The organism is Sphingomonas sp. HF-S4, from assembly GCF_032911445.1.
Classification (GTDB): domain Bacteria; phylum Pseudomonadota; class Alphaproteobacteria; order Sphingomonadales; family Sphingomonadaceae; genus Sphingomonas; species Sphingomonas agrestis.
This window is the reverse complement of the sequence record NZ_JAWJEJ010000001.1, coordinates 1,028,528-1,046,100: the sequence shown is the minus strand read 5'-3', so window position 1 is coordinate 1,046,100 and position 17,573 is coordinate 1,028,528. Positions and strand designations below refer to the sequence as shown.

The window sequence follows — 17,573 nt, the reverse complement described above, 5'->3', positions numbered from 1 at the left end:
GGGCGCAGCGTGCATTCCGCCGGATGCCAGGTACGTTTTCCCGCAGCCGGTGCATCAAGGGGGCATGATGGGTTTGGCGAATGGCAGCTATTGGGCGCGTTCACGACCGGCCGCCTTTTGGCCGTGAGCCGACTGGCAGGTAACGGGGGCGCTCATGCGCGAAGCGGACACTGCCAAGGTTTCACGAGCGCCCGAGTCCGCGGAGCGTCGTACGCAGTGCCTCTTCGAGTGGGGTGGCCGGCACCTCCCCGAGAAACCCGCGCAGTTTGCCATCCATCAACCGCAGCGGCCGGCGCCAGAGATAGATCATCTCACGCATCTCACGCGCAGTCTCGTTGAATGGCGCCACGGCGTGAACGATTGCCCATGGGAACGCGTGAATGGGCGCCTTGGGTCGCCCCGCTGCTAGGCGAACCGCCTCCGCAAAGGCCCGGTTGTCGTCCACCCACGTCCCGCCGAAGTGGAAGGTGTCGAAGGCAGCCAGCGCATCGTGCCTCTCGAGCAGGCGCACCATCGTCTCGGCGAGATCGGGCAGATACGCCCAAGCGTGGCCGACGCCGGAGCGGGCAGGGTTTAAAACTCGCTTGAGGGGACCAGGTGTCGGCACCATCCCCTGCGCCAGCCAGCTATTGCCGCTGCGGGGGCCATAGAAGTCGCCGGCGCGCACCACGAGCGCTTTCGCCCCTCGCTGCGCCGCTCTTTGCAAACGGCGCTCCATCTCGGCCCTGATCTGCCCCTTTCGCGTGAGCGGATTTTGCGGCGCCTGCTCATCCACCGCGTCGCCTGCATCCGGGCCATAATTGTAGACCGTGCCCGGCAACAGCATGCGAGCGCCGTGTGTAGCTGCGGCGGCGATGCTACTGTCCAGCATCGGCAGCACCAGCCCTGCCCAGTTGCGGTAGCCAGGCGGGTTAACGGCGTGGACGATGACTGACGCGCCTTCGGCCGCCCGCGCCACCGAGGCGGTGTCCATCGCGTCTCCCTGAATCCAGTGCAGGCCTGGGTTGCTGGACCGAGCACCGGATGGCTCCCGATGAAGCGCCCGCACTTTCCACCCGCGATCCAGCAGAACGCGCGCGACCTCACCGCCGATACCGCCGGTCGCGCCGATCACCAGAGCCTCGTTCGCAACGTCCGTCATTTCTCATCTCCTTGCCGGTGGGCAGAAAATGAGCCGAGCGAAGCTAATCGAAAATTGCTGAAAGCTGCAGGACTGCTATGCACGAATGCATGGACAAGAATAGTCCCGGATGGGAGCTCTGGCGAACCTTCGACGCGGTGATGCGCGAGGGCAGCCTTTCAGCGGCAGCACGGGCGCTTGGCCTTACCCAGCCGACAGCCGGTCGGCACATTGCCGAGCTTGAAGCGGCGCTGAGCGCCGGTGCGCTGTTCACCCGGTCCGCGCGAGGGCTTCGGCCGACCGATGTGGCGCGGGCGCTCGCACCGCATGCAAAGGCGATGGCCGCCAGTGCTGCGGCGTTGGTTCGCGCCGCATCCGCCCCGACGGACGCGGCCGCGGGAGTCGTACGCATCAGTGCGAGCGAGGTGATCGGGGCGGAGGTATTGCCCGCTATCCTTGCCACGCTGAACGCGGCCTATCCCGACCTGACCGTGGAGTTGCTTCTTACCAACCGCTCTTCAGACCTGTTGCGGCGCGATGCCGATCTCGCGATCCGCATGACGCAACCGAAACAACAGGCGCTGCTTGCCAAATCGATCGGGCATATTCGCCTCGGTTTCTACGCGCACCTCGATTATCTCGCGCGATCTGCGCCGATCGCAGGCGCGGCTGATCTTGCCAACCACGCCCTGATCGGATTCGACCGAGATACGGCATCCCTGCGGGCGATCAACGCCGTTTGGCCCGACCTACCGAGCTTTAGCCTTCGCACGGACAATCAACTCGCCCAAATTGCGGCAGTGCGCGCAGGTTTCGGCATCGGGGTTGTGCAAGATCCCATCGCGAGGCGTGATCCGGCGCTCCGACCGGTACTGCGCGACACGTTCATCGCGCACTTGCCTGTTTGGATCGTCATGCACGAAGACCTCAGATCGACCCATCGGATGAGGATCGTGTTCGATGCCTTGATTGAAGGACTGAAGGCGCATGTGGTGGCAGGCGCTGAGTAAGGCGCCGCTCAGTTCTCCACCCAATGTTCGCCATTCCGGTCAGAATGTGCCGAGCAGCGAGACGAGGTCGGTGGTGGCGAGCGAATCCGCCGACCAATTGCTGAAATCGTCGATCAGCAGCGCAGTCGCGCGGACGCGCGCGCCGCGGCTTTCGGCGATCTCCACATAGCCCGCCGCAGCGGCGTTGCGCAGCATGCTGCGCACGTGGACCCGGGTGGTGGCGCTGCGCTCGGCCGCGAGCGAGTAGAAGCCCGGCTCGGTCCAGCCCCCGAACTGATCGCGTGCCGACTGCAGCAGTGTCGCAAGGATGCGGGCGCCGCCTGCCTGGTGGAGGAAGGAATCGACCGGCGGATGCTCCACCATGGTCTCGCGCGCAAGGGCGAGCGTCATCAGCGATCGCGCCCGGTAATATTGGTGGAAGTCCGGATCCTGCGCGACCGCCGCCTGATAGCGCGGTTCGTCGGGCATCATCAGCGCAAGCGGCGCGTGGAACACCGCCACCCATTCGCGGTCGATCGCCAGCATCGCCTCGCTGGGGCGCAAGCGGTGGCGGCGGCGATCCTCGGCCATCGGCGTCTCGATCAGATACCCGTCCGCGCGCATTTCCTCGACATAGCGGCGCACACGACGGGCCGGGCCGATCGCCATGATCTCCGCCAGCTGAACCAGTCTGGCGACCGTCAGCCACGTCTCGGGCTCCGCCTCCCGCTCCCCCGCCGCGATGCAGATCGCGAGCATGAAGGTCACCGCACGCTTATACTCGGAAAGCTCGCGGATGCGCCACCGGTCCTCGCCGTACAGCGTCGCGAGACCATCGATCAGGTTGGACACTGCAGCTTCGAACCGGGGGTGCCGCTTCAGCGTTTCGGCAGTGGCATAGGGCGGCAGCGGCGGGTGTTCCGAGGGCATGGGTTTTGAGGGTGTCCGTCATCGCAGGAAAGAGCGCGCCTGTGTGTATGGCAAAAATTCTTCGGCGATAGCGAAATAGTACCAGTTTGTTCCGTTGAGCCCTTTTGGTGCCCACCCTAAGAACGGCCCCGCATATCAGCGCAATGGGGGGCTCCAATGCGAAAGACATTCGTGTCCGTCTGACATCGTCGGCGGCCAGCCGGCGAACACCCCAGTAAAAATCCATTCTGCCGCGTGTCGGGCCGTCCCGCGCGTCCGGCATCGTACCTGCGCGCGTACGCGCCGAGCCGAGGAAATGAAGATGACCGCCCTGCCCCCGCGCACCGCGCGCCGTGCCCGCAACGTCCTGCTTGGCTCCACTGCCCTGGTCGCCGCTGCCGCTGCGATGCCGGCCCATGCCCAGATGCAGATCGCGGCCCCGCGGGATGGAGGCGCGATCACCGGCGCCGGTACCGAGTCGGTCGAGAACAACACGCCTGCGGGCGGCGGCATCTACCTGCAGACCGTGGCGGCCCCGATCACCTTCACCGGCGTCACGATCGCGAACACCACGGGTGCGGGACCCACGGCGGGTCAGGCAGCGAACGCCCTTGGTCTGGTCAGCGCCTCCCCCTCACCTCAGGCAATCGTCCTGAACGGATCCAACAGCTTCTCGACGACCCGGCCGGGCGGAACGGCCTTCCGGGCGCAGAGCCTGAACTCCGACATCAGCGTGACGATGAACGGCGGGTCGCAGAGCTTCTCCGGCACCGACGGCCTGCATCTGCGCGCGCTCGACGCGGTGAGCGTGGTCAACACCGGCGGACCGCTGGGTATTACGGTGACTGGACAATATGGTGTGTACAACCGTGCCAACAATCTGGGTTCGACCCTCAACCTGGGCACGGCGAACATCACCGCGACGGCGGGTACCGGCGTCTACGCCTATGGCTATACCGGTGCGAACGTGATGACCGGCGGCGGCATCATCGCGGCGGAAGCCGGCATCGCCGCCTATTCCGAGGGCCTGGTGACGATCGTCTCGGGCAGCACCATCACCGGCAACGGGAACTCGAATGCCACCAGCATCGGCCTCGGCGGCTATGGCCAGAGTGCCAACGCGCGCGTCGAGATCACGTCCAATGCCGCGATCAGCGCCGTCTACAAGGGCATCTATCTCGAGAACCAGGCCGGTCTCGCCGGCAACGTCATCCGCGCCAATGCCGACATCACCGCGATTTCGGCGGGCATCGACACCGGCAGTTCCACCGGGACCGACATCCATGTCGGCGCCGGCGCCACTATCCAGGGCGGGACGAACGGTATCGCGCGGAGCAGCGCGGGAACTACCTATAACAGCGGCACGATCCTTGGCGGCGTGGGCATCACCAGCACCGTGGCGTCCACGATCGAGAATTCGGGCCTGATCCAAGGCACCTCCACTGCCGTCAACTTCCTCGCCGGCGGCAGCCTGACCAACCATGTCGGCGCCAGCATCACCAGCGGCGGCGCTGGCATCAACGTCGCCGGCCTGCCCGGCACGGTCGAGAATCGCGGCACGATCTCTGCGGGGAACGCCGCGGCCATCATGCTCAGCGCAAGTGGCACCGCGACCAACTATGGGACGATCAATGCGAGCGGCAGCAACAGCACCGGCCTGCGCAGCACCGGTGCGGCGACGACGCTCGACAATCGGGGCGCGATCACCGCGAACATCGGCATCCGCACCGACGCCTCGGGATCGACGCTGAACAATTCGGGCACGATCAACGCGACCAGCTTCGCGATCTACGTGCCTTCCGGCAGCGCGACCCTGACCAATTCGGGAACCGTAAACGGCTCGATCGGCGCGACGCTGAACGGCGGGGGCAGCGTCACCAACACCGGCACGATGATCGGCGTATCCTACGGCATCACTTCGGCCGGCGCTGCGACCACCGTCGTCAACAGCGGCACGATCTCGGGCGGCTCGGGTGCGATGTCGCTGTCCTCCTTCGATGACACGGTTACGCTCAATTCCGGCTCGACCACGACCGGCTCGATCAGCCTGGGCAACGGCAACGACACCCTCAATATCATGACCGGAGCAACCTTCGGGACGCTGGGCGGCGGCAACGGATCCGACACGCTGGCACTCGGCGGCACGACCACGGGCACGCTCAACCTGGCAACCACCTCGGCCTTCGAGATCCTCAAGAAGACCGGCACCGGCACCTGGACGCTGAACGGCGCGTCCGCGAGCCCGGGGATGACCATCACTGCCGGCAACGGCACGCCGAGCGGGACGCTGGTCTTCAACGGCTCCGGACTCACCGGGGCAATCGTCGTCAATGGCGCGATCATCCGCGCGACGAGCGCCGGCGGCTTCGGCACCGGCACGATCACCACGCTCGACCCGACCATCCAGTATGGCGCGACCGGCACCTATTCGAATGCGATCGTCCTTGCTTCCACCGACCCGCTCAACGATCCGACGCGGCTGGAGGCCGATGCCGGGATCATCGCGACCCTGACCGGCAACATCACCCAGCAGACCGGCCCGGGCCAGTCGCTGGTGATCGGCGGTCTCGGCACGATCGCGCTCACCGGCACGGGCAGTTGGACCAACGGTACGACGATCGAAGCCGGCGCGACGCTGGTCACCCGTGCCTCCAGCGTATCTGCCGGCGCGATCACCAACAACGGCACGCTGGTGTTCGACAACAGCGGCAATGGCGCGTTCAATCTCACGATCAGCGGCACCGGCGACCTGACGAAGCGCGGCAGCGATTCGATCACGATCGCGGGAAACAACACCTATACCGGCACGACGACGATCGAAGCGGGCACCCTCACGATCGGTTCGCTCAACACGATCGCCACCAGCTCCGCCGTCGCGCTGACCGGCAACACCGCCGTGCTCAACCTGGGTTCCAACGTTGGAGGTGCGGCGATCAACAACCTGTCGGGCGTCACCGGCAGCAGCGTGATGCTCGCGGGCGCGTCGTACACGCTGGCCAACGGCACCAACACCGTGTTCGCCGGCACCATCTCCTCGGCCTCTCCGTTCGACGCCGCCCGGCGGATCACCAAGACCGGCACCGGCACCCTCACCCTGTCCGGCGACACGTCCGGCCTGCAGGTCGGCGTCGCGATCAACCAGGGTGCGATCGTGCTCACCGATACTGCAACGCTTTCCCACGCCGCCATCGTTAGCGTGGCGAGCAGCGCCAGCTTCGACATTTCGGGCATCACCGGCGCGACCAGCAGCGTGCGCGACCTGATTGGCAATGGTACGATCCTGCTTGGCGACAAAACACTGGTGGTCATCGCCGGCGGCACCGCCAGCAGCCCCCTGCCCAGCGTGTTCAGCGGCACGATGACCGGCACCGGCGGCTTTCAGCTCGCCGGCGGATCGCTCACCCTGGCCGCCACAATGGGCTATAGCGGCGCGACCCGCATCGACACCGGCGCGACGCTGACCCTGGCGAACGGCGCGTCGCTGCTCAACTCCGATCTTGCCATCGCCGGCACGCTTGCGGTGAGCGGCACGGGCAGCGCGCTGCACTCGATCTCCGGCACGGGCGCGGTGACGCTGGGCGGCAACACGCTCCAGATCGCCGATGGTGGCACGTTCGGCGGCGTGATGAGCAACGGTGCGTTGCGCCTGACGGGCGGCGAGCTGGTCCTGACCGGCGACAACCTGCTCACCGCCGTAACGCTGGACGGCGGCGATCTCACGATCGGGAATGGCGACCCGACGCCGGCAACCACCGGCACCTGGAACATCGTGCTCACCAACGGCACGCTGACGGCAAACCGCGGGGTGGACGGTTCCACCCTGAACCTGAGCGGCCTTTCCGGGGCCGGCAATTTCGTCCAGGCGGGCCTGGGCACCACGCGGATGGAGGAAGCCACCTACACCGGCACCACCACCGTCGAAGCCGGTACACTGCAGCTCGACGGCAGCAACGCGCTGGCGGATTTCGGCAGGATGATCGTCAACGCTGGCGGTACGCTGCGGCTGAACACCAGCGGCATCAGCGAAGTGATCGGCAGCATCGAGGGCGACGGCACCATCGATCTGGACACGCACGAGCTGCTGCTGACCCGCGGCGGCGATTTCTCCGGCACGATCACCGATGCGGCACAGGCCGGCGCACCCGGCACCCTGATCATCGGTTCGGATGCGAGCCTGCTGTTCACCGGCACCGCCACCTATGGCGGCGACACCGTGGTGTTCGGCGATCTCGCCATCGGCGACGGCGGCACCCACGGCACGGTAGCGGGACGGATCCAGCTCGTTTCCGGCACGCTGACCACGAACCGTTCGGACGCGCTGACAATCAACGGTCTGGCGGGCATCGGCGACTTCACCCAGGCGGGCGCGGGCGTCACCAGCCTGACCGGCGCGCATGGATATTCGGGCAGCGTGACCATCGCCGACGGCACGCTCGCGCTGCTCGACGGCAACGCGCTTGCGAGCAGCCGCTCGGTCGCGCTCACCACCATCGGTGCAACGCTCGACGCCACGGGCGCGACCGGCGGCGCGATCATCGGCAAGCTCTCCGGCGTTGCCGGCAGCGTCGTGCGCTATGGCGATGCAGGCATGGAGGTTCGTCTCCAGACGCCGGGCAACAGCATTTTCGCCGGCGGCTTCGACGACGCTTCGTCGGCGCCGATCGCTCCGACGATGCAATTGACCGGCTTTTCGACCGGCACGCTCACGCTCACCGGCCAAAGCAACATGCGCGCGGTAGGCGTCGAGGGCACCACACTCGCCCTGAGCGGCACCGGCTCGCTCGGCACCGGAACCGGCGTGAAGATCGGCAATGGCGGCAGGCTCGACCTGTCGGGGCTGGCAGACCCCAACTATTCGATCGGCGATCTGACCGGCAATGGCGGCACGATCCTGCTCGGCGGCACCACGCTGGAGATCACCGACGGCACGTCCGGCAGCTTCGCGGGCAACGTCCAGGGCAGCGGCGGGATGCATCTGAGCGGCGGCGCGATCACCCTGAGTGGCCTCAACGAACTCACCGGCGACACGGTGATCGACAGCGGCACCTCGCTCACGCTCGCAGGCGGCGGATCGCTGAGTTCTTCCAAGGTCGTGGTGGACGGTACCCTAGCCGTCGCCAATGCCGCGACCGTTTCCGAACTCGCTGGCGGCGGCACAGTCATGCTGACCAGCGGCACGCTCTACATCAACGGCAATGGTGGCGAAAGCGGCTTCACCGGCATCGTCGCCGAGCTGGACGGCGCCAACCCGCGCGACCTCGTCATCAATTCGGGCCACCAGACCGTCTCGCAGGACTGGACCTATACCGGCCGCACCGTCCTGGCCGGCAACGCTGCGATGACCATCGGCGATGGCAGCACCAACGGCTCGCTGGCCAGCGCGATCCTGATGAGCGGCGGTACGCTCACCGCCGACCGCTCGGACACGATGACGATCCACGGGCTGTTCGGCTCGGGCACCCTCCTCCAGGCCGGTTCGGGCGAAACCATCCTTGGTTCCAGCAGCCAGGTTGGACCGACCTTCCAGGGCGACGCGATCGTCGCCAACGGCACGCTGACGCTGACCAACCCGGACCGCCTGCTCTTCACGTCGATCGCGCTCACCGGCGCCAACGCCGTGCTCAACACCGGCAACGACCTGCAATTGGTGATGACCGACCGCCTTTCGGGCGTGGCCGGCAGCACGATCAATATCGCCGGCAACGGGCTCATGGTGACCAACACCGTGGCGACGACGTTCGACGGCGTGCTGAACAGCGTTCCGAATGCCGATCTCTTCTACGTCAACGGCCTCAGCAAATCCGGTACGGGCGCGCTCACGCTCACCGGCCGGAGCACGCTCAGCGATCTGGTCCTCCAGCAGGGCGTGGTTGCACTCACCGGCACCGCCGCGCTGGGCGATTCGGCCCGGGTTCGCATGGACGGCGGCACGTTCGACTTGTCGGGCCTCACCACCGGCGCGCTGGCGATCGGCGCGCTCAAGGACGGCAATAGCGATTCCTTGGTCAACCTCGGCGGCACCATGCTGACGATCAACGGGAATGACGGCGAGTTCTACGGCATTATCCAGGGCAGCGGCGGGCTGGTCGTCACCAATTGGCAGCGGCTGGAAGGCGTCAACACCTATAGCGGCGACACAGTGATCGACGCAGGTGCCACATTGACGCTGGGTGGCATGGGCTCGATCGCCCATTCGGCGGTGGTCGCCAACGGCGTGTTCGACCTCCGCGACGTATATGACGGGGACAACGACATCGTCCCCGACGTCACCATCGCCAATCTCTCGGGCGCCGGCACGGTGCTGCTGAGCGACAGCACGCTCATCCTCGGCGGCAACGACCTGGCCGGCACGTTCTCCGGCACCTTCTCAGGCGGCGCGGGGCTGGTGCAGAAGGACGGCACCGGCACCTGGACGCTTTCCGGCGCCAACACGCTCACGGTGCTGACCGTCAACCAGGGCACGGTGGCGCTGGCCGGCAACGGCAGCCTGGGCGACGATGCCGTGATCGACCTGAGCAGCAGCCTCGACATCTCGGGCATCACGGCGGCCGAGACCCGCATCGCCGATCTGCGCGGCCAGGGTGCGGTCGATCTGGGCGCGAAGACGCTCGTCCTCACCAACGGCGCGCAAGGGTATGACGGCGTGATGACCGGCACCGGCGGCGTCCGCATCGCCGGCGGCTTCGGCACGTTCAGCCAGACCCAGCTCTATACGGGCACCACTACGGTCGACGCCGGCAGCAGGCTGTATCTGGTCGGCATCGACGGCGGGCTCTCCGGCGCGGCGCAGGTCGACGGCACGCTCGACCTCTCGCTCCACGCAGGCGCGCCCGTCATCGGCGGTCTTTCGGGCACCGGCACGGTACTCCTACGCCCGGATCGGGATCTCACGCTCAATGGCGGCGGCAGCTTCTCCGGGTCGATCCACGGCGGCGCTGGAATGGTCTTCGCCGCCGGCACCAGCACACTGCGCGGCGCCAACGACTATGCCGGAACCACTACGATCGACGCCGCCGCAACGCTGGTGCTTGCCGGCACCGGCACGGTCGGCACCGGCGCAGTGATCGCCAATGGCGAGCTCGACCTCTCGGGCGCCGCCGCGGGCGTGCGCATCGCCAATCTCTCGGGCACCGGCACCGTCGCGCTCGGCACCAACACGCTGACGCTCGGCTGGAACGACCAGGACAGCCTCTTCGGCGGTGTCGCCTCCGGCACCGGCGGCATCATCAAGATCGGCACCGGCACGCTGACGCTTTCGGGCACGAACAGCTATTCAGGTCTCACCCAAGTCGCGGAGGGCACGCTGCGCCTGGGCGCCGCGGGGGTGCTCGCCGACGATTCGACGCTGGAGGTGCTGAACGGCGCGACGCTCGACATGAACGGCTTCGACGAGACCGTCGCCGCCTTCACCATCCAGGGCAACCTCACCGGCGCCGGCACGCTGACCGCCGCGCGGTACAACTTCCTCGGCGGCACGATCGATCACGATCTCGGCGGCGGCGCGATCTACCAATCGAGCGGCACGACATTGCTCAATGGACAATCGGCTGGCTCGGCGGTGCACGTCGATGGCGGCACGCTGGTGCTCGGCGCGGATGACCGGCTTGCCGATACGGCGACCGTGACGGTGCTGGCGGGCGCGACGCTCGACCTGCAGGGATATGACGACACCGTCGGCAGCCTGGCGGTGGCCGGCACGCTGAACGGCACCGGTACGCTGACCGCGTCGACCTACACGCTCGATGGCGCGCTGGTACGCGGCAACCTCGGCACCGGCACGCTGACCCAGCGCTCGGGCATTTCGGAGCTCGACGGCGCCGCGGCCGCCGGGACGGTCAACGTCATTGGCGGCACGCTCCAGCTCGGCGCGTCGGATCGCCTTGCCGATACGGCGGCGGTCGGCGTCGCGGCCGGCACGACGCTCGACCTGCGCGGCTTCGACGACACCGTCGGCACGCTGGCGCTGGCCGGCGCGCTTTCGGGCACGGGGACGCTGACTGCCGCAACCTATACGCTCGACAGCGCGACGGTGGACGCCAATCTCGGCACCGGCACGCTGACCCAGCGCTCGGGCACTTCGCGCCTCAACGGCACGGCGGCGGCCGGTATGGTCAACCTCACCGGCGGCACGCTGCGCCTCGGCGCCGCCGACCGCCTCGCCGATGCGGCGGCCGCGACCGTCGCGAGCGGCACCGTGCTGGACCTGCAGGGCTTCGACGAAACGGTCGGCAGTCTTGTGCTGGCCGGCGCGCTGTCTGGCACCGGCACGCTGACTGCCGCGACCTATACGCTCGACAATGCGGCCGTGAACGCAAATCTGGGCTCCGGCACGCTGGACCAGCGCTTGGGCATTTCGCTTCTCAACGGCGCGGCGGCGGCCGGGACGGTCAACCTCACCGGCGGCACGCTGCGCCTCGGCGCCGCGGATCGCCTCGCCGATGCGGCGGCGGTCAGCGTCGCGGCCCATGCCACGCTCGACCTCCAGGGCTATGGCGACCGCGTGGAGAGCCTCGCGCTGGCCGGCACACTCGCAGGCACCGGGACGCTCGGCGCGAACACCTACCGCCTCGACGGCGCAGCGGTGAACGCCAACCTCGGCACGGGCACGTTGACGCAGCATTCGGGCATCTCGACCCTCAACGGCACCGCCGCAGCGGCCGCCGTGAACCTGGATGCCGGCACGCTCCGCCTCGGCGGAGCCAACCGCCTTGCCGATGCCGCAGCGGTGCGCGTGGCGAACGGCACGACGCTGGATCTCCAGGGTTTCAGCGACACGATCGGCACCCTTGCCCTTGCCGGCACGCTTGCGGGCACCGGCACGCTGACCGCTGCGCGCTACACGCTGAACGGCGCGACGGTCGAGGCCAATCTCGGTACCGGCACGTTGACGCAGAATAGCGGCACCTCGGTGCTGCGCGGCAGCTTCGCGGGCAGCGCGGCGCAGATCGACGGCGGCACCCTCGCCTTCGAGCGCGCCACCGCCGCCACCTATGCCGGGACCGTGTCGGGGACCGGCACCCTTGCCCAGACGGGCAGCGGCACGCTGACGTTCAGCGGGAACAGCGCGGGCTTCGCCGGGACGACCGATGTCTCGGCGGGCGGCCTTACGGTGACCGGCCAGCTGGGCGGCAGCGTCACTGTCTCCGCCGGCACGCTTGCGGGCGCCGGCAGCATCGGTGGCACCGTCAGCATCGCCGATGGCGCGCATCTGGCGGGCGCCTATGGCAGCACGCTCTCGATGGGCGCGCTGGAATTGTCCTCGGGTTCGATCCTCGACGTTTCGCTGTCGCAGGCGTCGGACGCGGCGCTGTTCGACGTGAACGGCAACCTGACCCTCGACGGCACGCTCAACGTGACTGCGCTCGCCGGCTTCGGCAGCGGCATCTATCGGCTCTTCTCGTACGGCGGCACGCTGGCCGACAACGGGCTCGCGCTCGGCACCGTCAACGGCGCGGCCTCGGACGGGCTCACGGTGCAGACCGGCTCGGCCGGTCAGGTCAACCTCGTCAGCAGCGCCGGCGTGGCGCTTGCCTTCTGGGACGGCGGCGCGGCAGCCAATCCCTTCAACGGCCGCGTCGAAGGCGGCGCGGGCACCTGGAGCGCCGCTGCCCCGAACTGGACCGACGCCAATGGCGCGATCAACGGCGCGATGCAGCCGGTGCCGAGCTTCGCGATATTCCAGGGCACCGGCGGCGCGGTGACGATCGACAATGGCGCGGGCCAGGTCTCGGCGAGCGCCATGCAGTTCGCCGCGAACGGCTATACGCTTTCCGGCGGCCCGCTGGCGCTGTCGGGCAGCCAGGCGATCGTCCGGGTAGGCGACGGCACTGCGGCGGGCGCGGGCCTCACCGCCACCATCGCCTCGGCACTCACCGGCAGCGCGGCGCTGGTCAAGACCGACCTCGGCACGCTCGTGCTGACCGGTGCCAACAATTATACCGGCGGAACGATCGTCCAGGCCGGCACGCTGATCGGCAATGCCACCTCGATTCAGGGCAGCATCCAGAATGCCGGCACCGTGGTGTTCGACCAGGCGAGCAACGCTTCGTTCGGCGGAACGATCAGCGGCGTGGGCAGCAACGTGAAGTCGGGCACCGGCGCGCTCACCCTCACCGGTGCGAGCAGCGGCAACTGGCAGGTCACCGCCGGCAGCCTGGTCTCCACCTCGGCGCTGTTCACCGGCAATGCCGATCTCGGCGCAGGCACTCGCCTGGTCTTCGAGCAGACCGCGAACGGCAGTTATGCCGGCACGCTGACCGGCACCGGCAGCGTGCTGTTCCGCGGCGGCGGTACGGTGCTGCTCACCGGCAACTCCTCGGGCTTCGCAGGCACGACCAGCGTCGGCGCGGGCAGCATGTTCTCGGTCAACGGCACGCTGGGCGGCACGATCGACGTCGCGGCGGGCGGACGCCTGCAGGGCAGCGGCACCGCCGGCTCGGCGAACGTCGCCGGCACGATCGCACCGGGCAACTCGATCGGCACGCTCAGCTTCACCGGCAATCTCGCCTTCACCTCAGGCGGCATTTTCGAGGTCGAGGCCAATGCCGCCGGGCAGAGCGACAAGATCGTCGTGAACGGCACCGCCTCGATCGCCAGCGGCACCACGGTGAGCGTGCTGGCGGCGAACGGCAATTATGCCGCCAACACCAGCTACACGATCCTCACCGCGGCGGGTGGCCTGTCGGGCACCTTCACCAACGTGACCTCGAACCTGGCATTCCTGACGCCGACGCTGGCCTATGGCGCCAATGCAGTGACGCTGAACCTCAAACGCAACACGGTCGATTTCATCACCGTGGCGCAGACCGGCAACCAGAGCGCGGTCGCACCAGCGGTGCAGGCGCTGGGTGAGAGCAACGACGTGTACGAGGCCGTCGCCGGGCTCACTGCGCCGGAAGCGCGTGCGGCGTTCGACCAGCTTGCCGGCTCGGACCATGCGAGCATGCGCGCATCGCTGGTCGAGGACAGCCGCTTCCTGCGGGACGCGATGCTGTCGCGCGGCGAAATGGCGGGCACCGAAGGGCTGGCGGTCTGGGGGCGCGTCATCGGCGCATGGCGCGATGTCGACGGCAGCGCCGAGGCACAAGGCTATACGCGCTCGACCCAGGGCTTCACGACCGGATTCGACGGTTCGTTCGACGGCCATTGGCGGATGGGCGTGGCGCTGAGCTACGGCACCAGCGAGTTCCGGACCGGCAACGCGACGCACAAGGCAGAGAGTTATCAGGCCGGCACCAGCCTACTCGGCTCCTATGGCCCGGTCTCGATCCAGCTCGGCACCGCTTATGGCTGGAACGCCGTCACTTCGCAGCGCCATGTCGCCTTCGGCAACGTGACCCAGCTGCTCGGCGACGAGTATGACGCTCGTACCCTTCAGACCTTCGGTCAGCTCGCGGTGAAGGGCACTATCGGCGGCGTCGACCTCCAGCCCTTCGTCGGCCTGGCACATGTCGCGCTGTTCGACGCCGGCGTGAACGAGCATGGCGGCAGCGCCGCACTGCATGGGGGCGGCGCGGATGGGTTCAACGCCACCTATGGCAGCCTGGGCCTCAAGGGGCGGATCGGCTGGGATCTGGGCGGCACCAGACTGAGCATCGACGGTTCGGCTGCGGCGCGCCGGGTGTTCGGGGATCGCGTGCCGACGATCGACCTCGCCTTTGCCGGCGGCAAAGCCTTCCGCGCGAGCGGCATCCCGCTCGACCGGACCAGCGCCGCGGTCGATCTCGGCCTCGAGCTCGACCTGGGCGAGCATATCCGGCTTGGCGTGTCCTACACCGGCGCCCATGCCGACCGTTCGGCCGACCATGGCGCCCGTGCCCAGCTCGGCTGGCGCTTCTGATCTCCCCGGCATGATGCTGGCCGCCCTGCGCCCCTATGGCGGCTGGATCGGGCGAACGACGCATCGACGACGCACATCGGATACGACGATCTACCGCAGAAGTCCGCCGAGCCGGGGGTGACCGCTCCCCTCCCGCAAGCGGCAAGTCTGCTGCAGAAGCAGCAGCCCGTGGCGGCGTTTGCTGCGGCAGCACCAGCGTGCGCGCCTGTGGCGATGGGCCCGAACAGGTCAAAGTAGCTGTATTCAACAACTTACAACCGGTGGCACGTCCTTTGCTGAGCTCCCTTCGATCACGGCGTCCCCACGCCGATCCATCGGAGGATTCATCTTGCCTAACCTGCCCCGTCGCACAGCCCTGCGCTTCCTCTCGCGGTCGAGTATTCTTGCAGTTTCCCTCCTCAACGGAGCACAGGCCCTTGCCCATCCGCGGGAGGAAGAGGTTGCGAGGACTGCGGAAGTCGCGGCCCCTGAGGATGGCGACGATCCCGCACGCGCCGGAACCAACGATATCGTCGTCACCGCCCAGCGCCGCGAGCAGCGCCTCCAGGAGGTGCCGACCGCAGTGACGGCGCTCAGTTCCCAGCTGTTCAGCGAGGGCGGCATCGGCCGTTCGGCGAACGAATTGCTCAACCTCGTGCCCAATGCCTCGGCGGGCACCCAGCAGCACGGCCGCCCGCGCTGGTGGATCCGCGGCGTCGGCGCCGGGCAGCAGCAGCTCGACCTCGCCAACCCGGTCGGCTTCTATCTCGACGACGTCTATATCAGCAACGCCAGCGCCACCGGCCTGCCGCTGTTCGACATCGAGCGCGTCGAAGTGCTCCGGGGGCCGCAGGGCACGCTCTGGGGCAAGAACACCACCGGTGGCGCGATCAACGTGATCTCGAAGCGCCCGTCGCTCACCGACGGCACCGACCAGAATTACGTGAAGCTCGAATATGGCAGCTTCGACAACAAGATCGCCGAGGCCGGCCTGGGTGCCGCGATCGTGCCGGGGGTGCTGGCGACGCGGATCTCGGCGCGCATCGACGACCGCGAGGGTCGCTTCACCAACCTCTTCACCGGCGAGTCATCGAACGCTGTCCGCGACAATGTCGTCCGCGGGCAGTTGCTGCTCGCCCCCTCGCCAGGGTTCGAGGCGCTCCTCAGCCTTCACTATCGCGACTATCAGACCGACGGCACCTATTGGACGACCGCGAGCTACGCGCCGAGCGGCGTTTTCCGCAACGGCTATGTACCCTCGACCGACAAGGACGAGATCAACACCAATGCCGGCGAATTCAGCCGCACGTCGCAGTTCGGTGGCTCGCTCCACCTCGACTGGGATCTCGGCGCGCTCTCGCTGACGTCGATCACCGGCTATGAGCGCTTCAAGACGCGGGGGGCCGGCGATACCGATTATACGCCGCTCGAGATCGCGCGCAGCTATACCCGGGCGCGCAGCCAGCAATGGACGCAGGAACTCCGCCTCGCCTCGCCCCAGGCCGACCGGCTCAACTGGATCCTCGGCCTCTATTATTTCAACGAGAAGATCGTCTCGAACGCCTGGTCGGCGACGCTGCCCGCCGGAACGGTCCCGGCCCAGCCGGGCAGCACCGCCCCTGCAGCATACAGCCTCACGCGCTACGACCATCGCGCCGAGAGCGGCGCGGCGTTCGGCAGCGCGACCTTCGACTTCAGCGACGCCGCCAAGCTGACGGTGGGCGCGCGCTGGACCCGCGAGACCAAGACGCTCGACTTCGATCGCAGCGCCTCGGCAAGCGCCGCGGCGACGGCGTGGAGCAATTATGCGCGCTGGTGGGACAGCTATACCGGCAGCTTCGGCGGCGCGGGCACCTTCTCCGGCGATCTGCGGCGAACCTGGGATGCCTTTACCTATGACGTTACGCCGTCCTGGACGGTAGCGCCCGACAACCTCCTCTATTTCAAATATTCGCACGGGGTGAAATCGGGCGGGTTCAACACCGCCGCGACGCTGCCGGTCGCGCTGGCGACGGTCGAGCCCGAGAAGCTCGACGCCTTCGAGCTGGGCTACAAGTCGCAATGGTTCGATCGACGGCTGACCTTCAACGCCACGCTGTTTCACTATGACTATCGCGACGTGCAGATCAACGTGGTCGGGCCCAATCCGGGCGCGGTAGGCGGCGCGACGGTCTCGTATTTGCAAAACGCCGCCAAGGCGCACACCAACGGCGCCGAGATCGAGCTCGAGGCGACGCCGATCGACGGGCTGCGGCTGACCGGCGCGGTGGGCATCCTCGACACCAAATATGACGAGTTGCAAGTGGTGAACGGCGGCGCCGACCTGTCGGGCGCCCGCTTCGTGCGCGCGCCCAAGCTGACGCTCAACGGCAGCGCGACCTATACCATCCCGCTTGCCAGCAGCGGCAGCGTGGATCTGACCGCCGACGCGCGCTACACTTCGCGGCAGTTCTACTACATCACGCCGCAGGATGTGGTGAACCGATCGCTGCTGACCCAAAAGGGCTATACCATTGCCAACGCGCGGATCAGCTACACCGCGCCGGGCGACCGCTTCACGCTCTCGGCGTTCGTCAACAACCTGCTAGACACCGACTATCTCAACCATTCGCTTCCGGCCGCCAACCCTGCGCAGGGGATCACCGGCGATACCGTCGCCTGGGCCGATCCGCGGACTTATGGGGTGTCGTTCATCACACGCTTCTGAGCCGGGAGCGTTCCCCTCCCCGCAAGGGAG

The 17,573-nt window shown here is 67.7% G+C and carries 5 protein-coding genes; 3 read left to right on the top strand and 2 right to left on the bottom strand.

What is annotated here, in order from left to right:
* Positions 1-181: 181 nt before the first annotated feature.
* Complete coding sequence (locus tag RZN05_RS04365) at positions 182-1,141, bottom strand: NAD-dependent epimerase/dehydratase family protein (RefSeq protein WP_317225403.1); 960 nt, start codon at positions 1,139-1,141, stop codon at positions 182-184.
* Positions 1,142-1,230: 89 nt separating this feature from the next.
* Here RZN05_RS04365 and RZN05_RS04360 point away from each other — a divergent pair, with 89 nt between their 5' ends.
* A complete protein-coding gene (locus RZN05_RS04360) occupies positions 1,231-2,130 on the top strand; it encodes a LysR family transcriptional regulator (protein ID WP_317225402.1) in 900 nt (299 codons plus the stop codon).
* A 39-nt stretch (positions 2,131-2,169) separates the two neighbouring features.
* Here RZN05_RS04360 and RZN05_RS04355 read toward each other — a convergent pair whose 3' ends face one another.
* On the bottom strand, positions 2,170-3,039 hold the full coding sequence (locus RZN05_RS04355; RefSeq protein ID WP_317225401.1) for a hypothetical protein: 870 nt from the start codon (positions 3,037-3,039) through the stop codon (positions 2,170-2,172).
* Positions 3,040-3,340: 301 nt separating this feature from the next.
* On the opposite strand from RZN05_RS04355, the gene RZN05_RS04350 reads away from it, so the two are divergent.
* Together RZN05_RS04350 and RZN05_RS04345 are read left to right on the top strand one after the other, a co-directional pair.
* Entirely contained in the window at positions 3,341-14,857 is an 11,517-nt protein-coding gene (locus RZN05_RS04350) for an autotransporter-associated beta strand repeat-containing protein (protein ID WP_317225400.1), read from the top strand.
* A gap of 328 nt (positions 14,858-15,185) precedes the next feature.
* On the top strand, positions 15,186-17,543 hold the full coding sequence (locus RZN05_RS04345; protein WP_317225399.1) for a TonB-dependent receptor: 2,358 nt from the start codon (positions 15,186-15,188) through the stop codon (positions 17,541-17,543).
* Positions 17,544-17,573: the final 30 nt, after the last annotated feature.

Coding starts and splice junctions, on each gene's coding strand:
- RZN05_RS04355 (WP_317225401.1), bottom strand. CDS start 3,039: ATGCCCTCGGAACACCCGCCGCTGCCGCCCTATGCCACTGCCGAAACG.
- RZN05_RS04350 (WP_317225400.1), top strand. CDS start 3,341: ATGACCGCCCTGCCCCCGCGCACCGCGCGCCGTGCCCGCAACGTCCTG.
- RZN05_RS04365 (WP_317225403.1), bottom strand. CDS start 1,141: ATGACGGACGTTGCGAACGAGGCTCTGGTGATCGGCGCGACCGGCGGT.
- RZN05_RS04360 (WP_317225402.1), top strand. CDS start 1,231: ATGGACAAGAATAGTCCCGGATGGGAGCTCTGGCGAACCTTCGACGCG.